This is a genomic window from Parolsenella catena (assembly GCF_003966955.1).
GTDB lineage: Bacteria > Actinomycetota > Coriobacteriia > Coriobacteriales > Atopobiaceae > Parolsenella > Parolsenella catena.
In genome coordinates this window covers 1,679,027-1,693,735 of record NZ_AP019367.1, presented here as the reverse complement: position 1 = coordinate 1,693,735, position 14,709 = coordinate 1,679,027, and the positions used below count along the sequence as shown (strand labels likewise).

The window sequence follows — 14,709 nt, the reverse complement described above, 5'->3', positions numbered from 1 at the left end:
GAGCATATGGCACGCAGGCGTCACAAGTCATCTAGCTACCGCCATGCCGGTCCCACGCGGGGCCGGCATGCGGCGTATATCGGCACGCTGCACGTTGCGCGTCCGGGATCTGCCACGGTCGAGATGCCCGAGGGGACGTTTCTCGTGGCGCGCGGGGGACTTCGCGAGGGCATGGACGGGGACGAGGCAACCGTCGTGCTCGTCCGCCGCGGTCCTGGCGAGCCCCAGGCCGTGGTGCAGGGGGTTCTGAGACGCGCGTGCGAGCGCTTCGTGGGAACGTTCGAGGTTGCCGGGCCGCTGGGTGCCGTGGTGCCGCTCGACGAGCGCATCCGTCGCGACTTCTTCGTGCTTCCTGACGACAAGAGCCCCGAGCGCCTGAGCGTGGCCGAGGGCGACGTCGTTGAGGCGCGCATCCTCACGTATCCCTCGCGGCACGAGGCCGGCGTGGTCACGATCGAGCGCAGGATCGGGCGGCCGGAGGGCCTTGACCTGCCCATTGAGAAGATCATTGCGAGCAACGGACTGGCGGTTCATTTTGGCGAGCCCGCGCTTGAGCAGGCGGGGACCATCTCGGTCGATGTGGAGGGGGCCCTTGCCGCGCAGCCTCGCCGTCGCGACCTTCGCGGGCTGCTCTGCGTGACGGTAGACCCCGTAACCGCCCGTGACTTTGATGATGCCGTCTCGTGCGAGCCGCTTTCCGGCGGGGGCTGGCGCCTGGGCGTCCACATCGCGGACGTGTCCCATTACGTGCGGCCCGGCACGCCCATCGACCTCGAGGCCCGGGCAAGGACGTGCTCGGCCTATCTCGTTGACCGCGTGATCGCGATGCTTCCCGAGCAGCTCTGCAACGACGCATGCTCGCTCGTTCCGGGCCAGGACCGTCTGTCTATGAGCGTGCTGTGTGACATCGATGCCGGCGGCGAGGTCTTGTGCTCGGAGGCGTGCTGCTCGGCCATACGCTCCAAGGCCCGCCTGAGCTACGACGAGGTCGACGGGATGCTCGATGGCGCCGCCTCCGATGACCTGCCGTGCGTCGAAGGCGTCGATCCCGCTGCCGTGGCCGGGATGCTGAGGGAGCTGGACGCCCTCGCGAGCGCGCGCCGCAAGGTGAGGCGCCGCCGGGGGTCGGTCGACTTCGAGACGGTCGAGGCCAAGGTCGACCTTGGCGAGGGCGGAGCGCCCGTGGGCGTCTCGGTGAGGCGCCGTACGAGGGCGACGTCTCTCGTCGAGGAGGCCATGCTCGTGGCCAACGAGGCCGTGGCGGGCATGCTCGCCGGTCGCGAGGACACGCTGCCGGCCGCCTTCCGCGTGCATGAGCGACCCGCGCCCGACTCCATGGGCTCGGCGCTTCTCGCGCTGCGCGGGCTCGGCGCGCTCGCGCCGGGGGAGGCGGAGCGCCTGCGCGTGGCAGACCCCTTTGCCATCCAGGACGCCATCGAGCGCGCGCACGGCACGCCTGCGGAGGTACCCGTCAACTCGTTACTGCTCAGGGCGCAGAAGCGAGCCGTCTACCTGCCGAGAAACGATGGCCACTATGCCCTTGGCGCCCCGGCGTACTGCCACTTCACGTCTCCCATCCGCCGTTATCCCGACATCACCGTGCACCGTGCGCTCAAGGTTCTCATCGGCATGGGCGCCGATGCCGGTATGGATGCCAAGACGCGCAAGCGCGAGCTCGCCGCCTTGCCGCAGCTCTGCCGGACCTGCTCGGTGCGCGAGCGTGCCGCCGACGCCGCTGCCCGCGAGAGCCAACAGGTGAAGATGGCCGAGCTCTATGCGAGCCATGTGGGCGAGAGCTTCTCGGGCGTCGTGGTGGGCGTCGAGCGCTACGGGCTGTTCGTCCGCCTCGACGAGACGTGCGCCGAGGGGCTTCTGCCCACGAGGGCACTCGGAGACGAGTGGTTTGCCCACGATGAGGGTACGATGTGTCTCACCGGCGAGTCCACGGGCAGGACCTGGGGCCTTGGCCAGAGGGTTGCCGTGACCGTTGCCGGATGCAAGCCCGAGAAGGGCCAGATAGACTTCACGCTTGCGCGTGGCGCGCGCCCAGGCCGTGCCACCCGAAAGGACGAGAGATGAACGAGCGCACGAACATGACCGACGAGCTCGACGCCGCCGAGGGACTCATCGCCGGCGGCCAGGCAGATCTCGCCGTCGAGCTTCTCGAACGCCTTGCGGCGGATGCCGAGGAGTACGTAGACCGAAACTGCCCCACTACCGACGAGGTCCAGTGGTTCAGCTTCCCCACCATCTTCGAGCGGCTGTGCTATCGACGCGTCGAGAAGGACCCGCGCGAGCTCCGCGACGTGGGCGAGCCGCTCGACCGTCTCTACGCCGACCTCGCGTTTGCTCTCGTGAACGAGGGCGACTACGCGGCAGCCACCGAGGCGCTCAGGCAGGCGGTCCGCTGGAACCCGATGGGTTGCGGCTACCGCCTTGACCTGGCCGAGCTGTATCGCACGAACGGCGATGTGGACGAGTACCTTGCGCTCACGTTCTCCGTGTTCGAGCGCGCGAGTGACGTGCGCCACCTCGTGCGCGCCTTCTGCAACTTTGCGCGTCACTTCATGGACACGGGCGCGGACTCCGCCGCCGCGGCTGCCCTGCGCTGCGCCCGCAGGCTCGACTGGCCCGACGCCGTGCTCGAGGACCTTCTCGAGCGCGCGAAGGGCACACGGGCAGACCCGGACTCCCTCTCCGACGAGCAGGCAAGCTCCGTCCTGGCGGAGAACGGCCTGCCCGACGGCGCCAACGCCGAGGTGGCGCTCTGCATGCTCATGTGCGCGACCGACTCCGCCGCCAGCGGGGACCGAACCCTTGCGACGGCGCTTACCGTGCGGGCCCGCGACCTCGTGGGCGCGCCGGCCGTGAAGGCGCTGCTCGAGCTCATCCGCAGCACGGATGCCGAGGACGGGGGCGATGGCCATGCCGATGCCTAAGAAACGCGAGCGCAGAAGCATTGCCAAGAACCGCTCCGCGCGCCACGAGTATGCGATTGAGGAGACGTTCGAGGCGGGCCTCGTGCTCAAGGGCACCGAGGTGAGGAGCCTGCGCGAGAGGGCGTGCCAGATCACGGACTCCTTCTGCCTCATCCGCAACGGCGAGTGCTGGCTGCACGGCGTCCACATCCCGCCGTTCTCGCACGGCACGATCTTCAACGTGGACTCCGACCGCAAGCGAAAGCTGCTGCTGCACCGCAAGCAGATCGACTATCTCGATGGAAAGCTGCGTACGAAGGGCATGGCGCTCGTGCCGCTCGAGCTCGTCTTCGACGACCACAACCGCGTGAAGGTCGTCATCGGTCTCGGCCGCGGCAAGAAGCTCTATGACAAGCGAGCCGACATGGCCAAGCGCGACACCGACCGCGAGATCGCCCGCGCCCTCAAGGAGCGCAACCGCTAGGCGCGCGCACGGCGATTGATCGCCTCGCGTGATTCTCGGATGGGTATAGTAGGGCGCGTCAGCGCATGAGCCCGCGTCTGCGGGCGGCACGAAGGGAGGCCGTTATGGCCGAGGAATCCACGTTCGAGCGCGTCGTCAAGATCCTGCAGGAGCAGGACGGGCTTGAGGACGTCGAGTTCACCAACGACACGTCGCTTACCGACCTTGGCCTGGACAGCCTGGCCATCGTCGAGGCCACGATGGCCTGCGAGGACGAGTTTGGCATCGAGTTCGACGTCGACGAGGCTCCCGAGACGGTGGGCGACCTTGTCGACATGATCGACTCGCTGCTCTAAGTTCGGGTAGAATCACATCCGCGGCATCGCCGCACGTTCATTGACAGCTCGCATGGTGGCATTGTCCCCATCCACACCCGTGGGGGCGACTGGTTTCGACAGGGTGGTCCTGAGGTGGGCAGCAAGCCGTGGTCTCCTCGCCACGTTAAACAGGGGTACCGTCAAATTGAATTGACGACAACTCTTACCAGGGCGCTTACGCCCTCGCTGCTTAATTTACTAGCGGCCGTCAAAGCGGGGATTTCTCCTGTTCCCGCGGCGACGTCATTTTAGGGAGATGCTCGTGCGGACGTCGTTGGTATGCCGCACGATAAGACCGAACCAGCTGGGACGCCGAGCGCGGGTCACGGAGTGTGACGCGTCCGAGACTTAATCGGTGACTGAGCTTGGAGACACCTGCCAGGGGACTGTTCTGGACCGGAGTTCGATCCTCCGCGCCTCCACCATGTAGTTGCTTGCCGGTAGGCGCTCGCGCGTCTGCCGGCTTTTTCATGCGCCCCGTGAGCGGAGGAGCGAACTCTGTGCAGGGCGCGGCCTCCGCCGCCTGCGGAGAATCGCGGCCGTGTTATGTAAGGTAAACGGGTATAAGCAAAGACATCGGCCGCGAACGCGCGGACGGCTGCGAGAGGGGGAGGCGCCATGGCGCTGGGCATCTTTGGCAAGGGCAAGGCCGAGAAGGCCGAGCAGAACTCGGTGGGGGCACCTCGTACGGGTGTTGACCTTGTGCTCGAGGGTGGCGGCATGCGCGGTGTGTTCACGTCTGGCGTCCTCGACGTCCTCATGGAGCGCGGCGTGTACGGCTTCGACACCGTGTGGGGCGTCTCGGCCGGCGCCTTGAACGCCACAAGCTACCTCTCCCGCCAGATTGGTCGCTGCATCCGCGAGAACCTCGCCCTGCGAGACGACCCTCGCTTCATGGGCCTCAAGTCTCTCGCCAAGACCGGCGACATCGCGGGTGCCGACTTCCTCTACCACGAAGTCCAGGATGAGATGGACCCATTCGACTATGAGACGTTTGCCCAGAGGCGTAGCCGCCTCATGGTCGTGGCGTCGAGCCTGGCGTTTGGCACGCCGGCCTATCTCGAGGTCAAGAGCCTGCCCGAGGACATCGACAAGGTGCGCGCCTCGGCGTCCCTGCCGATGCTCTCGCGCGTTGTCGAGCTCGAGGAGGGCCGCTTCCTGGACGGCGGCACCACCGACTCCGTGCCCGTCGAGCGCGCGCTCGAGGAGGGGGCGGAGACGGCGGTCGTCGTGCTCACCCAGGCTCGGGACTACGTGAAGAAGGCCACCCCGGAGATTCAGGCCCTGGCGGACAGGCGCTATGCGAGCTATCCCTACTACCTCGAGGCCATGCGGAGCCGCCCCGAGCGCTACAACGCCCAGCGAGAGCGCATCTGGGAGCTCGAGCGCGAGGGAAGGGTCGTCATCGTGGCGCCCTCCAAGCCCGTCACTGTGGGCAGCACGTCGGGCTCCGATGGCGAGGGGCTGCTGCGGCTGTATCTTGATGGCCGGAGGCAGGCGACCGAGGCTCTCGACGCCATCCGCTCGCTTGGAGCGTAGCCACCCCTCGGCTCAACGAGCCCATGTGGGGCATTTGTGCGAAACCGCCCAAAAACCTGCGTGTTTTCCTTGCACTTCTCCGGCTGTGCGCTACACTTGGAAAGCTTCTTTTGCAGAGCCCCGTAACCTCGTAAAAGAACAAAGCAACACGTAAGCACACGGAGGAGTCAAATGAAGTCGACTCAGTACGCCAAGCCCGGCGAGGTCACCCGTAATTGGGTCCTCATCGATGCTGAGGGCGCCACGCTCGGCCGTCTGGCCACGAAGGCAGCCATGATCCTTCGCGGCAAGAACAAGCCGCAGTACACCCCCCACACCGACACGGGTGACTTCGTCGTCATCATCAACGCCGATAAGGTCCAGCTTACCGGCGTCAAGGCCGACAGCAAGCGCTACTGGCGCTACAGCGGTTGGCTGGGCGGCATGAAGTTCGAGAGCTTCAAGGAGGCCATGGAGAAGCACCCCGAGCGTGTCATTGAGCACGCCGTCAAGGGCATGCTCCCCAAGAGCTCGCTTGGCCGCAAGCAGTTCACCAAGCTCAAGGTCTACGCTGGTCCCGAGCACCCGCACGCTGCCCAGAACCCCGTTCAGATCGATTGGAGGGCCTAACCGATGGCTGAGAACACCGCTGTCTACACTGGCACCGGCCGCCGCAAGGAGGCTGTCGCCCGCGTCCGTCTCGTCCCCGGCACCGGTAAGGTCACCGTTAATGGCCGCGACGCGCTGAACTACTTTGGCCGTCAGCAGCTCATCGACGACGCCTGCGCCCCCTTCAAGGTGACGGACACCGTTGACCACTTCGACGTCATCGCCCTGTGCGATGGTGGCGGCATCTCTGGTCAGTCCGGCGCTCTGCGCCTGGGCATCGCCCGCGCCCTCCTCGAGGCTGGCGACTACCGCGCCGACCTCAAGAAGGCTGGCTTCCTCACGCGCGACGCCCGTGCCGTCGAGCGCAAGAAGCCGGGCCTGAAGAAGGCCCGCAAGCGCCCGCAGTTCTCCAAGCGCTAAGCTTTTCGGAGACGCCGGGGCTTGTCCCTTGCATTGCATCACGAAGGACCTGTCGGTTTGTGCCGGCAGGTCCTTTTTGTTGCGCGCGGAGAGCCTGACCCCAGCGCAACTCTCTATGTATTTGGTGGTTGCTATATCAAGTGATGAAGCTCTACCAGGACTTTTGATGAGATGGGCGCATCAACTTAACCTATTTCTCGTGTCTCATCCTTAATTGCCGGGTATACGGCTAGCCTTTGTTCCCGTGCGAGAAAGACATGTCGCCGGTGCCGGACCGGGGCCTGGCGCAAGGACAAGGGGGAAGCCATGTGCGGAATCGTTGGCTACACGGGTGCAGACGCTGCCAAGGGAATTCTCGTCGATGGGCTCAAGCGGCTTGAGTATCGAGGCTACGACTCGTCGGGCGTGGCGCTCGAGGTGAGCGAGGGCGGGACCACGCGCCTTGACGTGACGCGCCGCGTGGGCAAGGTCGCGGGCCTCGAGTCCGAGCTTGCGAACCTGGACGATGCGTCCACGTGCGGCATCGGCCACACGCGTTGGGCAACGCACGGCAGGCCCTCGGTGGCCAACGCGCACCCGCACGTGAGCTGTGACGGCCGCATCGCCGTGGTGCACAACGGGATCGTGGAGAACTTCCAGGAGCTTCGCGAGGAGCTCGAGGGCAGGGGCCACACGTTCAGGAGCGAGACGGACACCGAGGTCTTTGCCCACCTCATCGAGGATGCCTACGCCGCATCCCATGACCTCATGGTCGCCGTGCGCGACGCGTGCTCGCACGTGGTTGGTGCGTATGGGCTCGCCGTCGTCTGCGCAGACGAGCCGGGCGTCATTGCCGTCGCTCGCAAGGACAGCCCCATCGTCATCGGCATGGGCGAGCGCGGCGCCTACGTGGCCTCCGACGTCATAGCGCTCATCGGCGCCACGCGTGACGTCGTCATGCTCGAGGACGGCCAGTATGCCAGGCTCACGCCTGCCGGCATCGCCTACACGGACGAGGATGGCGCGCCCATCGAGCCGGACGTCACCCACATCGACTGGGACATCGACATGGCCGAAAAGGGCGGCTACCCGGACTTCATGCTCAAGGAGATTCACGAGCAGCCTCGCGTGGTGCGCGACACGCTCGTGGGCCGCCTGAGTCCCTCCGGCGAGATTGACATCGACGAGCTGGGGCTTTCCCTCGAGGAGCTCAATGACGTCGACCGCGTCTACGTCATTGCCTGTGGCACGAGCTACCATGCCGGGCTCATCGCCAAGAACCTCATCGAGGCATGGGCGAGGATTCCCTGCGAGGTGGAGGCGGCGAGCGAGTTCCGCTATCGCGACCCGATCATCACGCCCTCGACGCTCGTCGTCGCCGTCTCCCAGTCCGGCGAGACTGCCGACACGCTGGCCGCCATCCGCGACGCCCGCATCAAGGGGGCCAAGGTCTTTGGCATCACGAACGTGGTGGGCAGCCCCGTCGCGCGCGAGAGCGACGGCGTCATCTACACGAAGGCGAACAAGGAGATCGCCGTTGCCTCCACAAAGAGCTTCATCGGGCAGGTCGTGAGCCTCACGCTGCTTGCCATGCTGCTTGGTCAGGTGAAGTATCGCCTGACCACCAACCAGGTGCGGATGCTCTTCCGGGAGCTTGGCGACACGGCTGAGCAGATCCAGCACATCATGGACACGCAGGGCCCGGCCGTCCACGAGGCGGCGCTCGCGTGCAAGGACGCGCGCTCGGCGCTGTTCGTGGGCCGTGGGATGGGCGCCGCCATCTCGTGCGAGGGCGCCCTCAAGCTCAAGGAGGTCAGCTACCTGCATGCCGAGGCATACGCGGCCGGCGAGATGAAGCACGGCCCCATCGCCCTCATCGACCAGGGCTTCCCGGTGGTTGCCATCGCCACGAAGAGTCCCACCTACGAGAAGACCGTCTCGAACCTCAAGGAGTGCGAGGCTCGCGGTGCCGTGATCATCGCGATCGCCACCGAGGGCGACGAGGAGATCGGCAAGCTCGCAGACCACGTGATTTGGGTTCCCAAGGTTCGTGACGCGTTCAGCGCCATCACGGCCACGGTGCCCCTGCAGCTGCTTGCGCGTGAGGTCGCCGTGCTGCGCGGCTGCGACGTTGACAAGCCGAGAAACCTCGCCAAATCGGTCACGGTGGAGTAGCGCCGAGGGGCACTCCGCCCGGAGAATCTATGACGTGATGGTGGCGGCCACGCCTGGCGGCGGGCCGCCATCGCGCTATGCTAGGAGGGATACCGAGAGGCGGGGAGTCCCATGGCACTGGCAGGCGTTGGCGTCGACATAGTCGAGATAGCTCGCATGGAGCGCATTCTCGAGCGCACGCCTCGGTTTGCCCGTCGCGTGTTCACGGACGAGGAGCGTGCCTACTGCGAGTCTACGGCGCGTCCGGCGGCGCACTACGCCTGTCGCTTCGCCGCGCGCGAGGCCACGCTCAAGGCGCTTGGCTGTGGCTTTGCGCCGGGCGTGCGCTTTGACGACGTGAGCGTCTCGACGGATGCCTCGGGCAGGCCACGCGTGGAGCTTCGTGGCCGCGTTGCGCAGGTGGCGCGCGAGAAGGGCGTGCTGTCCGTGGCCGTCTCGCTGTCGTTCACGCGTGAGATGGCCGTTGCCAACGCCGTGGCCACGACGGCCGAGACGGCTCCGAGGATTGCCGAGCAGCGAGATCCCCGCCGCGAGCTTGCAGAGTCCTTTAGGGAGGCGCGCTCCGTCATCGACGAGCTCGAGCGCGTCACGGACGGAAAGTGAGTGGGCATGCAGCCTGTATTGAACGTTGAGGACATCAAGGCCGTCGAGACGCGCCTTTCGGATGCCGGCGTGAGCATATCCGAGCTCATGCACCGTGCGGGAGGTGCCGCGGCACAGGAGGTCCTGCGCCTGGGCGACGTCTCGCGCGCCGTGGTGCTCGCCGGCTTTGGCAACAACGGCGGCGACGGCTGGGTGGCGGCCGAGGAGCTCAAGGCGGCCGGCGTTGACGTCCGCGTCGTGACGCCGTGCGAGCCGGACCAGCTCCACAGTGACCTTGCGAGGATGGTGGCGAAGGCCGCCGTCGAAGCGGGCGTCGTCTACGTCGTGGGACCTGCGCGAGACGAGCTCGACGTGCTGCTCGGCGGCTGCGACGCGGTGCTCGACGCCATGCTGGGCACGGGATTCCATGACGCGCCCGTGGCGCCCCTGTCCATCTGGATAGACGCCCTGAACTCGTCAGGCGCGCGCGTCGTGTCCGTCGACGTCCCGAGCGGTCTGTCCGCGCAGACGGGTCATGCCCCGGGCGCCGTCGTCGTGGCAGACGTCACAATCACCATGCTGGCCCTCAAGCCAGGCCTGCTGTCCGATGACGGCCGAGACGTCTGCGGCTCGATTGTCGTGGCGCCGCTCGCCGAGCAGACGGCCAAGCTCGTCTATGAGGCGGACCCCGTGGCCTGGCGCTGCGAGGCCACGGACTACCTCGACGTGCTCGTGCCCCCCACGAGTGTCGTGGACAAGTACTCGCGCGGCAGCGTCCTGGTCGTGGGCGGCTCCACGCGCTTCCCCGGTGCCGCCATCATGGCCGCCAAGTCTGCCGCCCGCGCCGGGGCCGGCTACGTGACGCTCGCCGTTCCCGAGCCCATCGCAAACCTCTGCCGCACGCACCTGCTCGAGATTCCGGTCGTGGGGCTGCCGGCGGACGCCGATGGCACGTTCTCAAACGAGGCCCGCGCCCAGGTGGCCCAGCTCGCCGAGCGCCGTTCCGCCGTTCTCGTGGGCCCCGGCATGTGCGTGACCGGCGGCACCGTGGGCGTCGTCTCCACGCTGCTCGAGAGCGAGGCGCCGCTTGTCATCGATGCGGACGGCCTCAACAGCCTCGCGAGGCTCACGAGCAATCGACTCGACGAGTTTCCCGAGCTCCTGCGCCGTAAGGCGCCGCTCGTCCTCACGCCGCACCGTCGTGAGCTCGGAAGGCTCGTCGGCCTTACGGACGCGACGCCCAACTCGCTGACGAGCGCGCTCGAGGCGGCTCGCCGCATCGTGTGGGCTGATGGTGGCAGCGAGCTCGTCGTTGTCGCAAAGGGCACGGCCACGGCGTGCGTGGGCGTGGAGATCGCGATGCTGCCCAAGCCCGGTCCCGCCTGCCTGGCAACGGCCGGCTCGGGAGACGTGCTCGCCGGCATCACGGCCGGCCTTCTCGCGCGCGGGGTGGAGACGGAGTCGCTGCCCACGCTCACGGCGTTTGCCTGCGAGGTCCACGGATATGCGGCCTCGATTGCCCAGGAGCGCTTTGGCACGAGGGGCGTCATGGCGGCCGACATCATCGACTGCGTTGGCCTTGCGGTCGACGCGGTCGAGGACCGCGCCGCCTTCAGCGGGGCAGACGACATGGCGCCGTCCGACGAGGACGACGCCCGCAACTAGCAGGGGTCCGGCCGCAGCGAGCTTTGCGGCCGGCGGCAACACGGGGGCGTATCTCCATGGTCCAGCACAGGTGCCCTGACACTCGGTGGTCGTGGGTCGAGATCAACAAGGGCGCGCTGCGCCGGAACACGAGGGCGTTCAAGAGCCTCCTCGAGCCGGGCGTGCGCATGATGGCCGTGGTCAAGGCCGATGCCTATGGTCACGGAGCCGTCGAGTGCGCCAAGGTCATGCACGCTGCGGGCGCTGACCAGTTTGCCGTGGCGACCGTTGCCGAGGGCCTGGCATTGCGCGAGGCGGGCATAGAGTGGCCCATCCTCATCCTGAGCGAGCCTCCCATGGAGTGCGTTCAGACGCTCGTGGAGCATGACATCATGCCGAGCGTCTACACGCAGGAGTTCGCGCTTGCCTACGGCGAGTGCGCTGCCGCGTTCGGCAAGGTGGGCAAGTACCACCTCGCGCTCGAGACGGGCATGACGCGCATCGGCGTGGACTGGCGCCACGCCGTGGAGTTCCGCCGCGGCATCGACTTCCACCGGGGCCTCGCGTGCGCGGGCACGTTCACGCACTTCGCCACGGCCGATGTCCCCGGGGACTGGACGTTTGCCCTTCAGTATCGCCGCTTCACGGAGGCCGTATCGGCCATGCGCGAGGCGAGCATCGACTGCGGGCTCGTCCACTGCGACAACACCCCCGCCACTATTCTCTACCCCGAGACGCATCTCGACATGTGCCGCGTGGGCGTGGGCCTGTATGGCATGCAGCCCGCCGAGTCCACGCGACCGCGCATCTCGCTCGAGCCGGTCATGAGCGTGCGTGCCCGCGTGACCCGCGTGGTCTACCCGGCCGTGGGCACGGGCGTGAGCTATGGCCAGACCTACTCCGTGGGGCGCCAGAACACCCAGATCGCCACGATTCCGGTGGGCTATGCGGACGGCCTGTCCCGCTCGCTGTCGGACAAGATGGACGTGCTCGTCCATGGCACGCGCTGCAAGCAGGTGGGTCACATCTGCATGGACCAGTGCATGTTCGCCGTCAACGTCGATCCGCGCAGGGCCGTTCGCCCCATGGACGAGGTTTCCTACGGCGACCTCGTGACGGTCATGGGCGCGGACGGCGAGGAGCGCATCACCGCCGAGGAGCTCGCAGACATTCGCGAGACCATTAACTACGAGGTCACGTGCAACTTTGGCGCCCGTCTCGAGAAGGTCTACGTCTAGCGAGGAGGCATCATGTCCGTCATGCAAATCCCCGGCCATGAGCACCAGAAGCCCGGCGAGGTCATGCTCGAGGAGATCGAGAACATCCTGGGCAACTGCAAGCGCTGCGAGCTTGGCCAGACGCGCTCGCACATCGTCTTTGGCTGCGGGAACCCGCATGCCCGCGTCATGTTCGTGGGCGAGGGCCCGGGTCGCAACGAGGACCTCAAGGGCGAGCCGTTCGTGGGTGCCGCGGGCCACAGGCTCGACGCCCTGCTCTCCGTTGCCGGCCTCACGCGCGAGGAGGTCTACATCGCCAACGTCGTGAAGTGCCGCCCGCCCGGAAACCGCAACCCCAAGCCCGAGGAGATCGAGGCATGCTCGCCGTTTCTGCGCGAGCAGATCCGCTCCGTGTGGCCAGACGTCATCGTGTGCCTGGGCAACTTCGCCTCGCAGTGGGTGCTCAAGACCGACAAGGGCGTCATGAGCCTGCGTGGCCAGCTCTACCAGCAGGGCCACTTCGTCGTGGCGCCAACGTTTCACCCGGCGGCCACGCTCTATCACGAAGACTGGCAGCCTCTGCTCGAGGAGGACCTCGCCCGGGTGGGCGCCTGGCTCGCCGAGCATCCGGCCGATACGAGCGGGGAGGTCGCACGATGAGCGAGCTCACGTTCTCCTCGACCTCGGCCGGCGAGACCCAGGCGCTGGGCGAGCGTCTGGGCACGCTTCTCGAGCCTGGCGACGTCCTCGTGCTCACGGGCGACCTCGGCGCGGGCAAGACCCAGCTCACGAAGGGCATCGCCCGGTCCATGGGCGTTGCCGATGAGGTCACGAGCCCCACGTTTGCGCTCGAGGCGGTGCACGAGGGCGCCGAGATGCCGCTCTACCACTTTGACCTCTACCGTCTCCAGAGCGCCGACGAGCTGGGGGATGCCGGACTGTGGGACGCGCTCGGCGGCGACGGTCCGTGCGTCATCGAGTGGGGCGAGCAGTTCGTGGACGAGATTGGCGACGAGCGGCTCGACGTCTATGTGACGCGCTTGGAGACGCAGGCTGTCGCGGGCGAGGAGCCCCCTCGCGAGGTTCGCCTCGTTGCGCATGACGCGCGCGGCGAGCAGATTCTGGCAGGCCTCGCAAGTTAGAGAATGCTAACTAAATAATATAAATTTGCTATTGCGAATTATTCTCAATAAGGGTATATTCCTTATCAGCAAGCAAGGGAGTGCCAAGAAGGAGTGAATGACATGGCGTCCAGGCAGACCATCCAGCGCGAGCTCATCAAGCAAGAGCTCTGCTCCATGGCCAACCACCCGACCGCCGACGAGGTGTATGCCTCCATTCACGAGAAGCATCCCACCATCAGCAAGGCCACGGTCTTCCGCACGCTGGGAAGGCTGGCGGACGATGGCGAGGCGCTGCGCGTGCGCATCAACAACGGTGCGGACCACTTCGACCACCAGACGTTTGCGCACTACCACGTGCATTGCACGGAGTGTGGAAAGGTGGACGACGTGCCCATGCCCGTGGCCGATGACGTGGAGAAGCGGGCCTCTGAGGTCAGCGACTACCTCATCACCGGCTACACGCTGCAGTTCGACGGCATCTGCCCAGCTTGCCAGAGGGCAAGGGAAGCCCAGTAACGACCCGACGCCAAGTGGCGTCGGTTGGAGAACGAGATGGGCCGGGGAGCCCGTCTCCAAATCAAGGAGGTCCGTTATGGATAAGTGGGTCTGCAAGGTCTGCGGTTACATCTACGAGGGCGCCGAGCCGCCCGCGGAGTGCCCGGTCTGCCACGCTCCGGCCAGCGCTTTCGAGAAGGTCGAGGGTGAGCTTGAGCTCGCCGCCGAGCACGAGTACGGCGTCTATGACAAGACGGTCAAGGACAACCCCAACGTCTCCGACGAGGACAAGGCCTACATCCTCGAGCAGCTGAAGGCCAACTTCAATGGCGAGTGCTCCGAGGTCGGCATGTACCTGTGCATGGCGCGCATCGCCCACCGCGAGGGCTATCCCGAGGTTGGCCTGTACTGGGAGAAGGCCGCCTACGAGGAGGCCGAGCACGCCTCCAAGTTTGCCGAGCTTCTCGGTTCCGAGCTTGAGCCCAACATGAAGGCCTCCACGAAGGAGAATCTGGCCTGGCGCGTCGACTGCGAGTTTGGCGCCACGCAGGGCAAGACCGAGCTTGCCGCCTGCGCCAAGAAGAACGGTCTCGACGCCATCCACGACACCGTCCACGAGATGGCTCGCGACGAGGCCCGTCACGGCAAGGCCCTCAAGGGCTTCCTCGACCGCCTGTTCTAAGTCATGAGCGCAAAGACTTCCAAGAAGAAGCCTGGCAAGAAGGTCAAGCCCTCAAGGTCCGCGGCTGCGGTGCTCTGGGGGCTTGACCCCTCTTCCGAGCGCGGAGCGGCCGTGCGGACCGTGCTGCGCGAGATGGACGTGCGTGCCAGGACGGCGCGAGTCGAGCAGCTGGGGCTTCCCGCCGGCGTCGTAGCGGGCGGGCATGGGCATGTGGCGCCGCCTGCGCCTGGTGGCGTCGTCGCGCCCGACTGTGAGTTCGCGCTGCTCTGCGGCTTCACGAATGCCCAGGTGGACGAGTTTCTCGCGCGGAGTCGGGAAGCGGGGTGCGTCGTGGGGGCGAAGGCCCTGCTCACCTCGGCCAATCGCAACTGGCCACTCGGCAGGCTCATCGAGGCCGTTGCCGCCGAGCACGCGGCCATGGGCGGGGCGTAGCCTCCCCGCTCGCGAGCCTGCGGCGTATGAGGTGCTCGCGTGGCCCTGTTCCCCCTTGGGGCGGACGGCTAAAC

16 protein-coding genes and 1 other RNA gene are annotated in these 14,709 nt (G+C 66.7%); all 17 read left to right on the top strand.

The window, feature by feature from the left end:
- Positions 1 to 6 precede the first annotated feature (6 nt).
- The 17 genes from Pcatena_RS07625 (at position 7) to Pcatena_RS07545 (ending at position 14,635) form a co-directional block, all read left to right on the top strand.
- On the top strand, positions 7 to 2,079 hold the full coding sequence (locus tag Pcatena_RS07625; RefSeq protein ID WP_126423103.1) for a ribonuclease R family protein: 2,073 nt from the start codon (positions 7 to 9) through the stop codon (positions 2,077 to 2,079).
- Positions 2,076 to 2,939, top strand: a complete 864-nt coding sequence (locus Pcatena_RS07620) for a tetratricopeptide repeat protein (protein WP_126423102.1) — start codon at positions 2,076 to 2,078, stop codon at positions 2,937 to 2,939. Before Pcatena_RS07625 ends, Pcatena_RS07620 begins: the two co-directional genes overlap by 4 nt.
- A complete protein-coding gene (smpB, locus tag Pcatena_RS07615; RefSeq protein WP_126423100.1) occupies positions 2,932 to 3,402 on the top strand; it encodes an SsrA-binding protein SmpB in 471 nt (156 codons plus the stop codon). The genes Pcatena_RS07620 and smpB overlap by 8 nt, the downstream gene beginning before the upstream one ends.
- 104 nt (positions 3,403 to 3,506) lie before the next feature.
- On the top strand, positions 3,507 to 3,737 hold the full coding sequence (locus tag Pcatena_RS07610; protein ID WP_126423098.1) for an acyl carrier protein: 231 nt from the start codon (positions 3,507 to 3,509) through the stop codon (positions 3,735 to 3,737).
- An 81-nt stretch (positions 3,738 to 3,818) separates the two neighbouring features.
- Positions 3,819 to 4,183, top strand: a transfer-messenger RNA (tmRNA) gene (gene ssrA, locus Pcatena_RS07605).
- 193 nt (positions 4,184 to 4,376) lie between these two features.
- Entirely contained in the window at positions 4,377 to 5,297 is a 921-nt protein-coding gene (locus tag Pcatena_RS07600; protein WP_126423096.1) for a patatin-like phospholipase family protein, read from the top strand.
- Between the two features lie 171 nt (positions 5,298 to 5,468).
- Positions 5,469 to 5,906, top strand: a complete 438-nt coding sequence (rplM, locus tag Pcatena_RS07595) for a 50S ribosomal protein L13 (RefSeq protein ID WP_126423094.1) — start codon at positions 5,469 to 5,471, stop codon at positions 5,904 to 5,906.
- 3 nt (positions 5,907 to 5,909) lie between these two features.
- A complete protein-coding gene (gene rpsI, locus Pcatena_RS07590) occupies positions 5,910 to 6,305 on the top strand; it encodes a 30S ribosomal protein S9 (protein ID WP_126423092.1) in 396 nt (131 codons plus the stop codon).
- 306 nt (positions 6,306 to 6,611) lie between these two features.
- The gene (glmS, locus tag Pcatena_RS07585) at positions 6,612 to 8,459 is read left to right on the top strand and encodes a glutamine--fructose-6-phosphate transaminase (isomerizing) (protein WP_126423090.1); all 1,848 of its coding nucleotides are present in this window, start codon (positions 6,612 to 6,614) and stop codon (positions 8,457 to 8,459) included.
- Positions 8,460 to 8,570: 111 nt separating this feature from the next.
- Positions 8,571 to 9,062, top strand: a complete 492-nt coding sequence (gene acpS / locus Pcatena_RS07580) for a holo-ACP synthase (RefSeq protein WP_126423088.1) — start codon at positions 8,571 to 8,573, stop codon at positions 9,060 to 9,062.
- 6 nt (positions 9,063 to 9,068) lie between these two features.
- Entirely contained in the window at positions 9,069 to 10,706 is a 1,638-nt protein-coding gene (locus Pcatena_RS07575; RefSeq protein WP_126423086.1) for an NAD(P)H-hydrate dehydratase, read from the top strand.
- A 56-nt stretch (positions 10,707 to 10,762) separates the two neighbouring features.
- Positions 10,763 to 11,923 carry an alanine racemase gene (alr, locus tag Pcatena_RS07570; protein ID WP_126423084.1) on the top strand — a complete coding sequence of 387 codons (1,161 nt, stop codon included), beginning with the start codon at positions 10,763 to 10,765 and terminating at the stop codon, positions 11,921 to 11,923.
- A gap of 12 nt (positions 11,924 to 11,935) precedes the next feature.
- Positions 11,936 to 12,562 (top strand): uracil-DNA glycosylase, encoded by a 627-nt coding sequence (locus Pcatena_RS07565; protein ID WP_126423082.1) that lies wholly within the window; start codon positions 11,936 to 11,938, stop codon positions 12,560 to 12,562.
- The gene (gene tsaE / locus Pcatena_RS07560; protein WP_126423080.1) at positions 12,559 to 13,044 is read left to right on the top strand and encodes a tRNA (adenosine(37)-N6)-threonylcarbamoyltransferase complex ATPase subunit type 1 TsaE; all 486 of its coding nucleotides are present in this window, start codon (positions 12,559 to 12,561) and stop codon (positions 13,042 to 13,044) included. The genes Pcatena_RS07565 and tsaE overlap by 4 nt, the downstream gene beginning before the upstream one ends.
- 102 nt (positions 13,045 to 13,146) lie before the next feature.
- On the top strand, positions 13,147 to 13,542 hold the full coding sequence (locus Pcatena_RS07555; protein WP_126423078.1) for a Fur family transcriptional regulator: 396 nt from the start codon (positions 13,147 to 13,149) through the stop codon (positions 13,540 to 13,542).
- Positions 13,543 to 13,618: 76 nt separating this feature from the next.
- Positions 13,619 to 14,203 carry an NADH peroxidase gene (locus Pcatena_RS07550; RefSeq protein ID WP_126423076.1) on the top strand — a complete coding sequence of 195 codons (585 nt, stop codon included), beginning with the start codon at positions 13,619 to 13,621 and terminating at the stop codon, positions 14,201 to 14,203.
- A 3-nt stretch (positions 14,204 to 14,206) separates the two neighbouring features.
- Positions 14,207 to 14,635, top strand: a complete 429-nt coding sequence (locus tag Pcatena_RS07545) for a DUF3783 domain-containing protein (protein WP_126423074.1) — start codon at positions 14,207 to 14,209, stop codon at positions 14,633 to 14,635.
- Positions 14,636 to 14,709 lie beyond the last annotated feature (74 nt).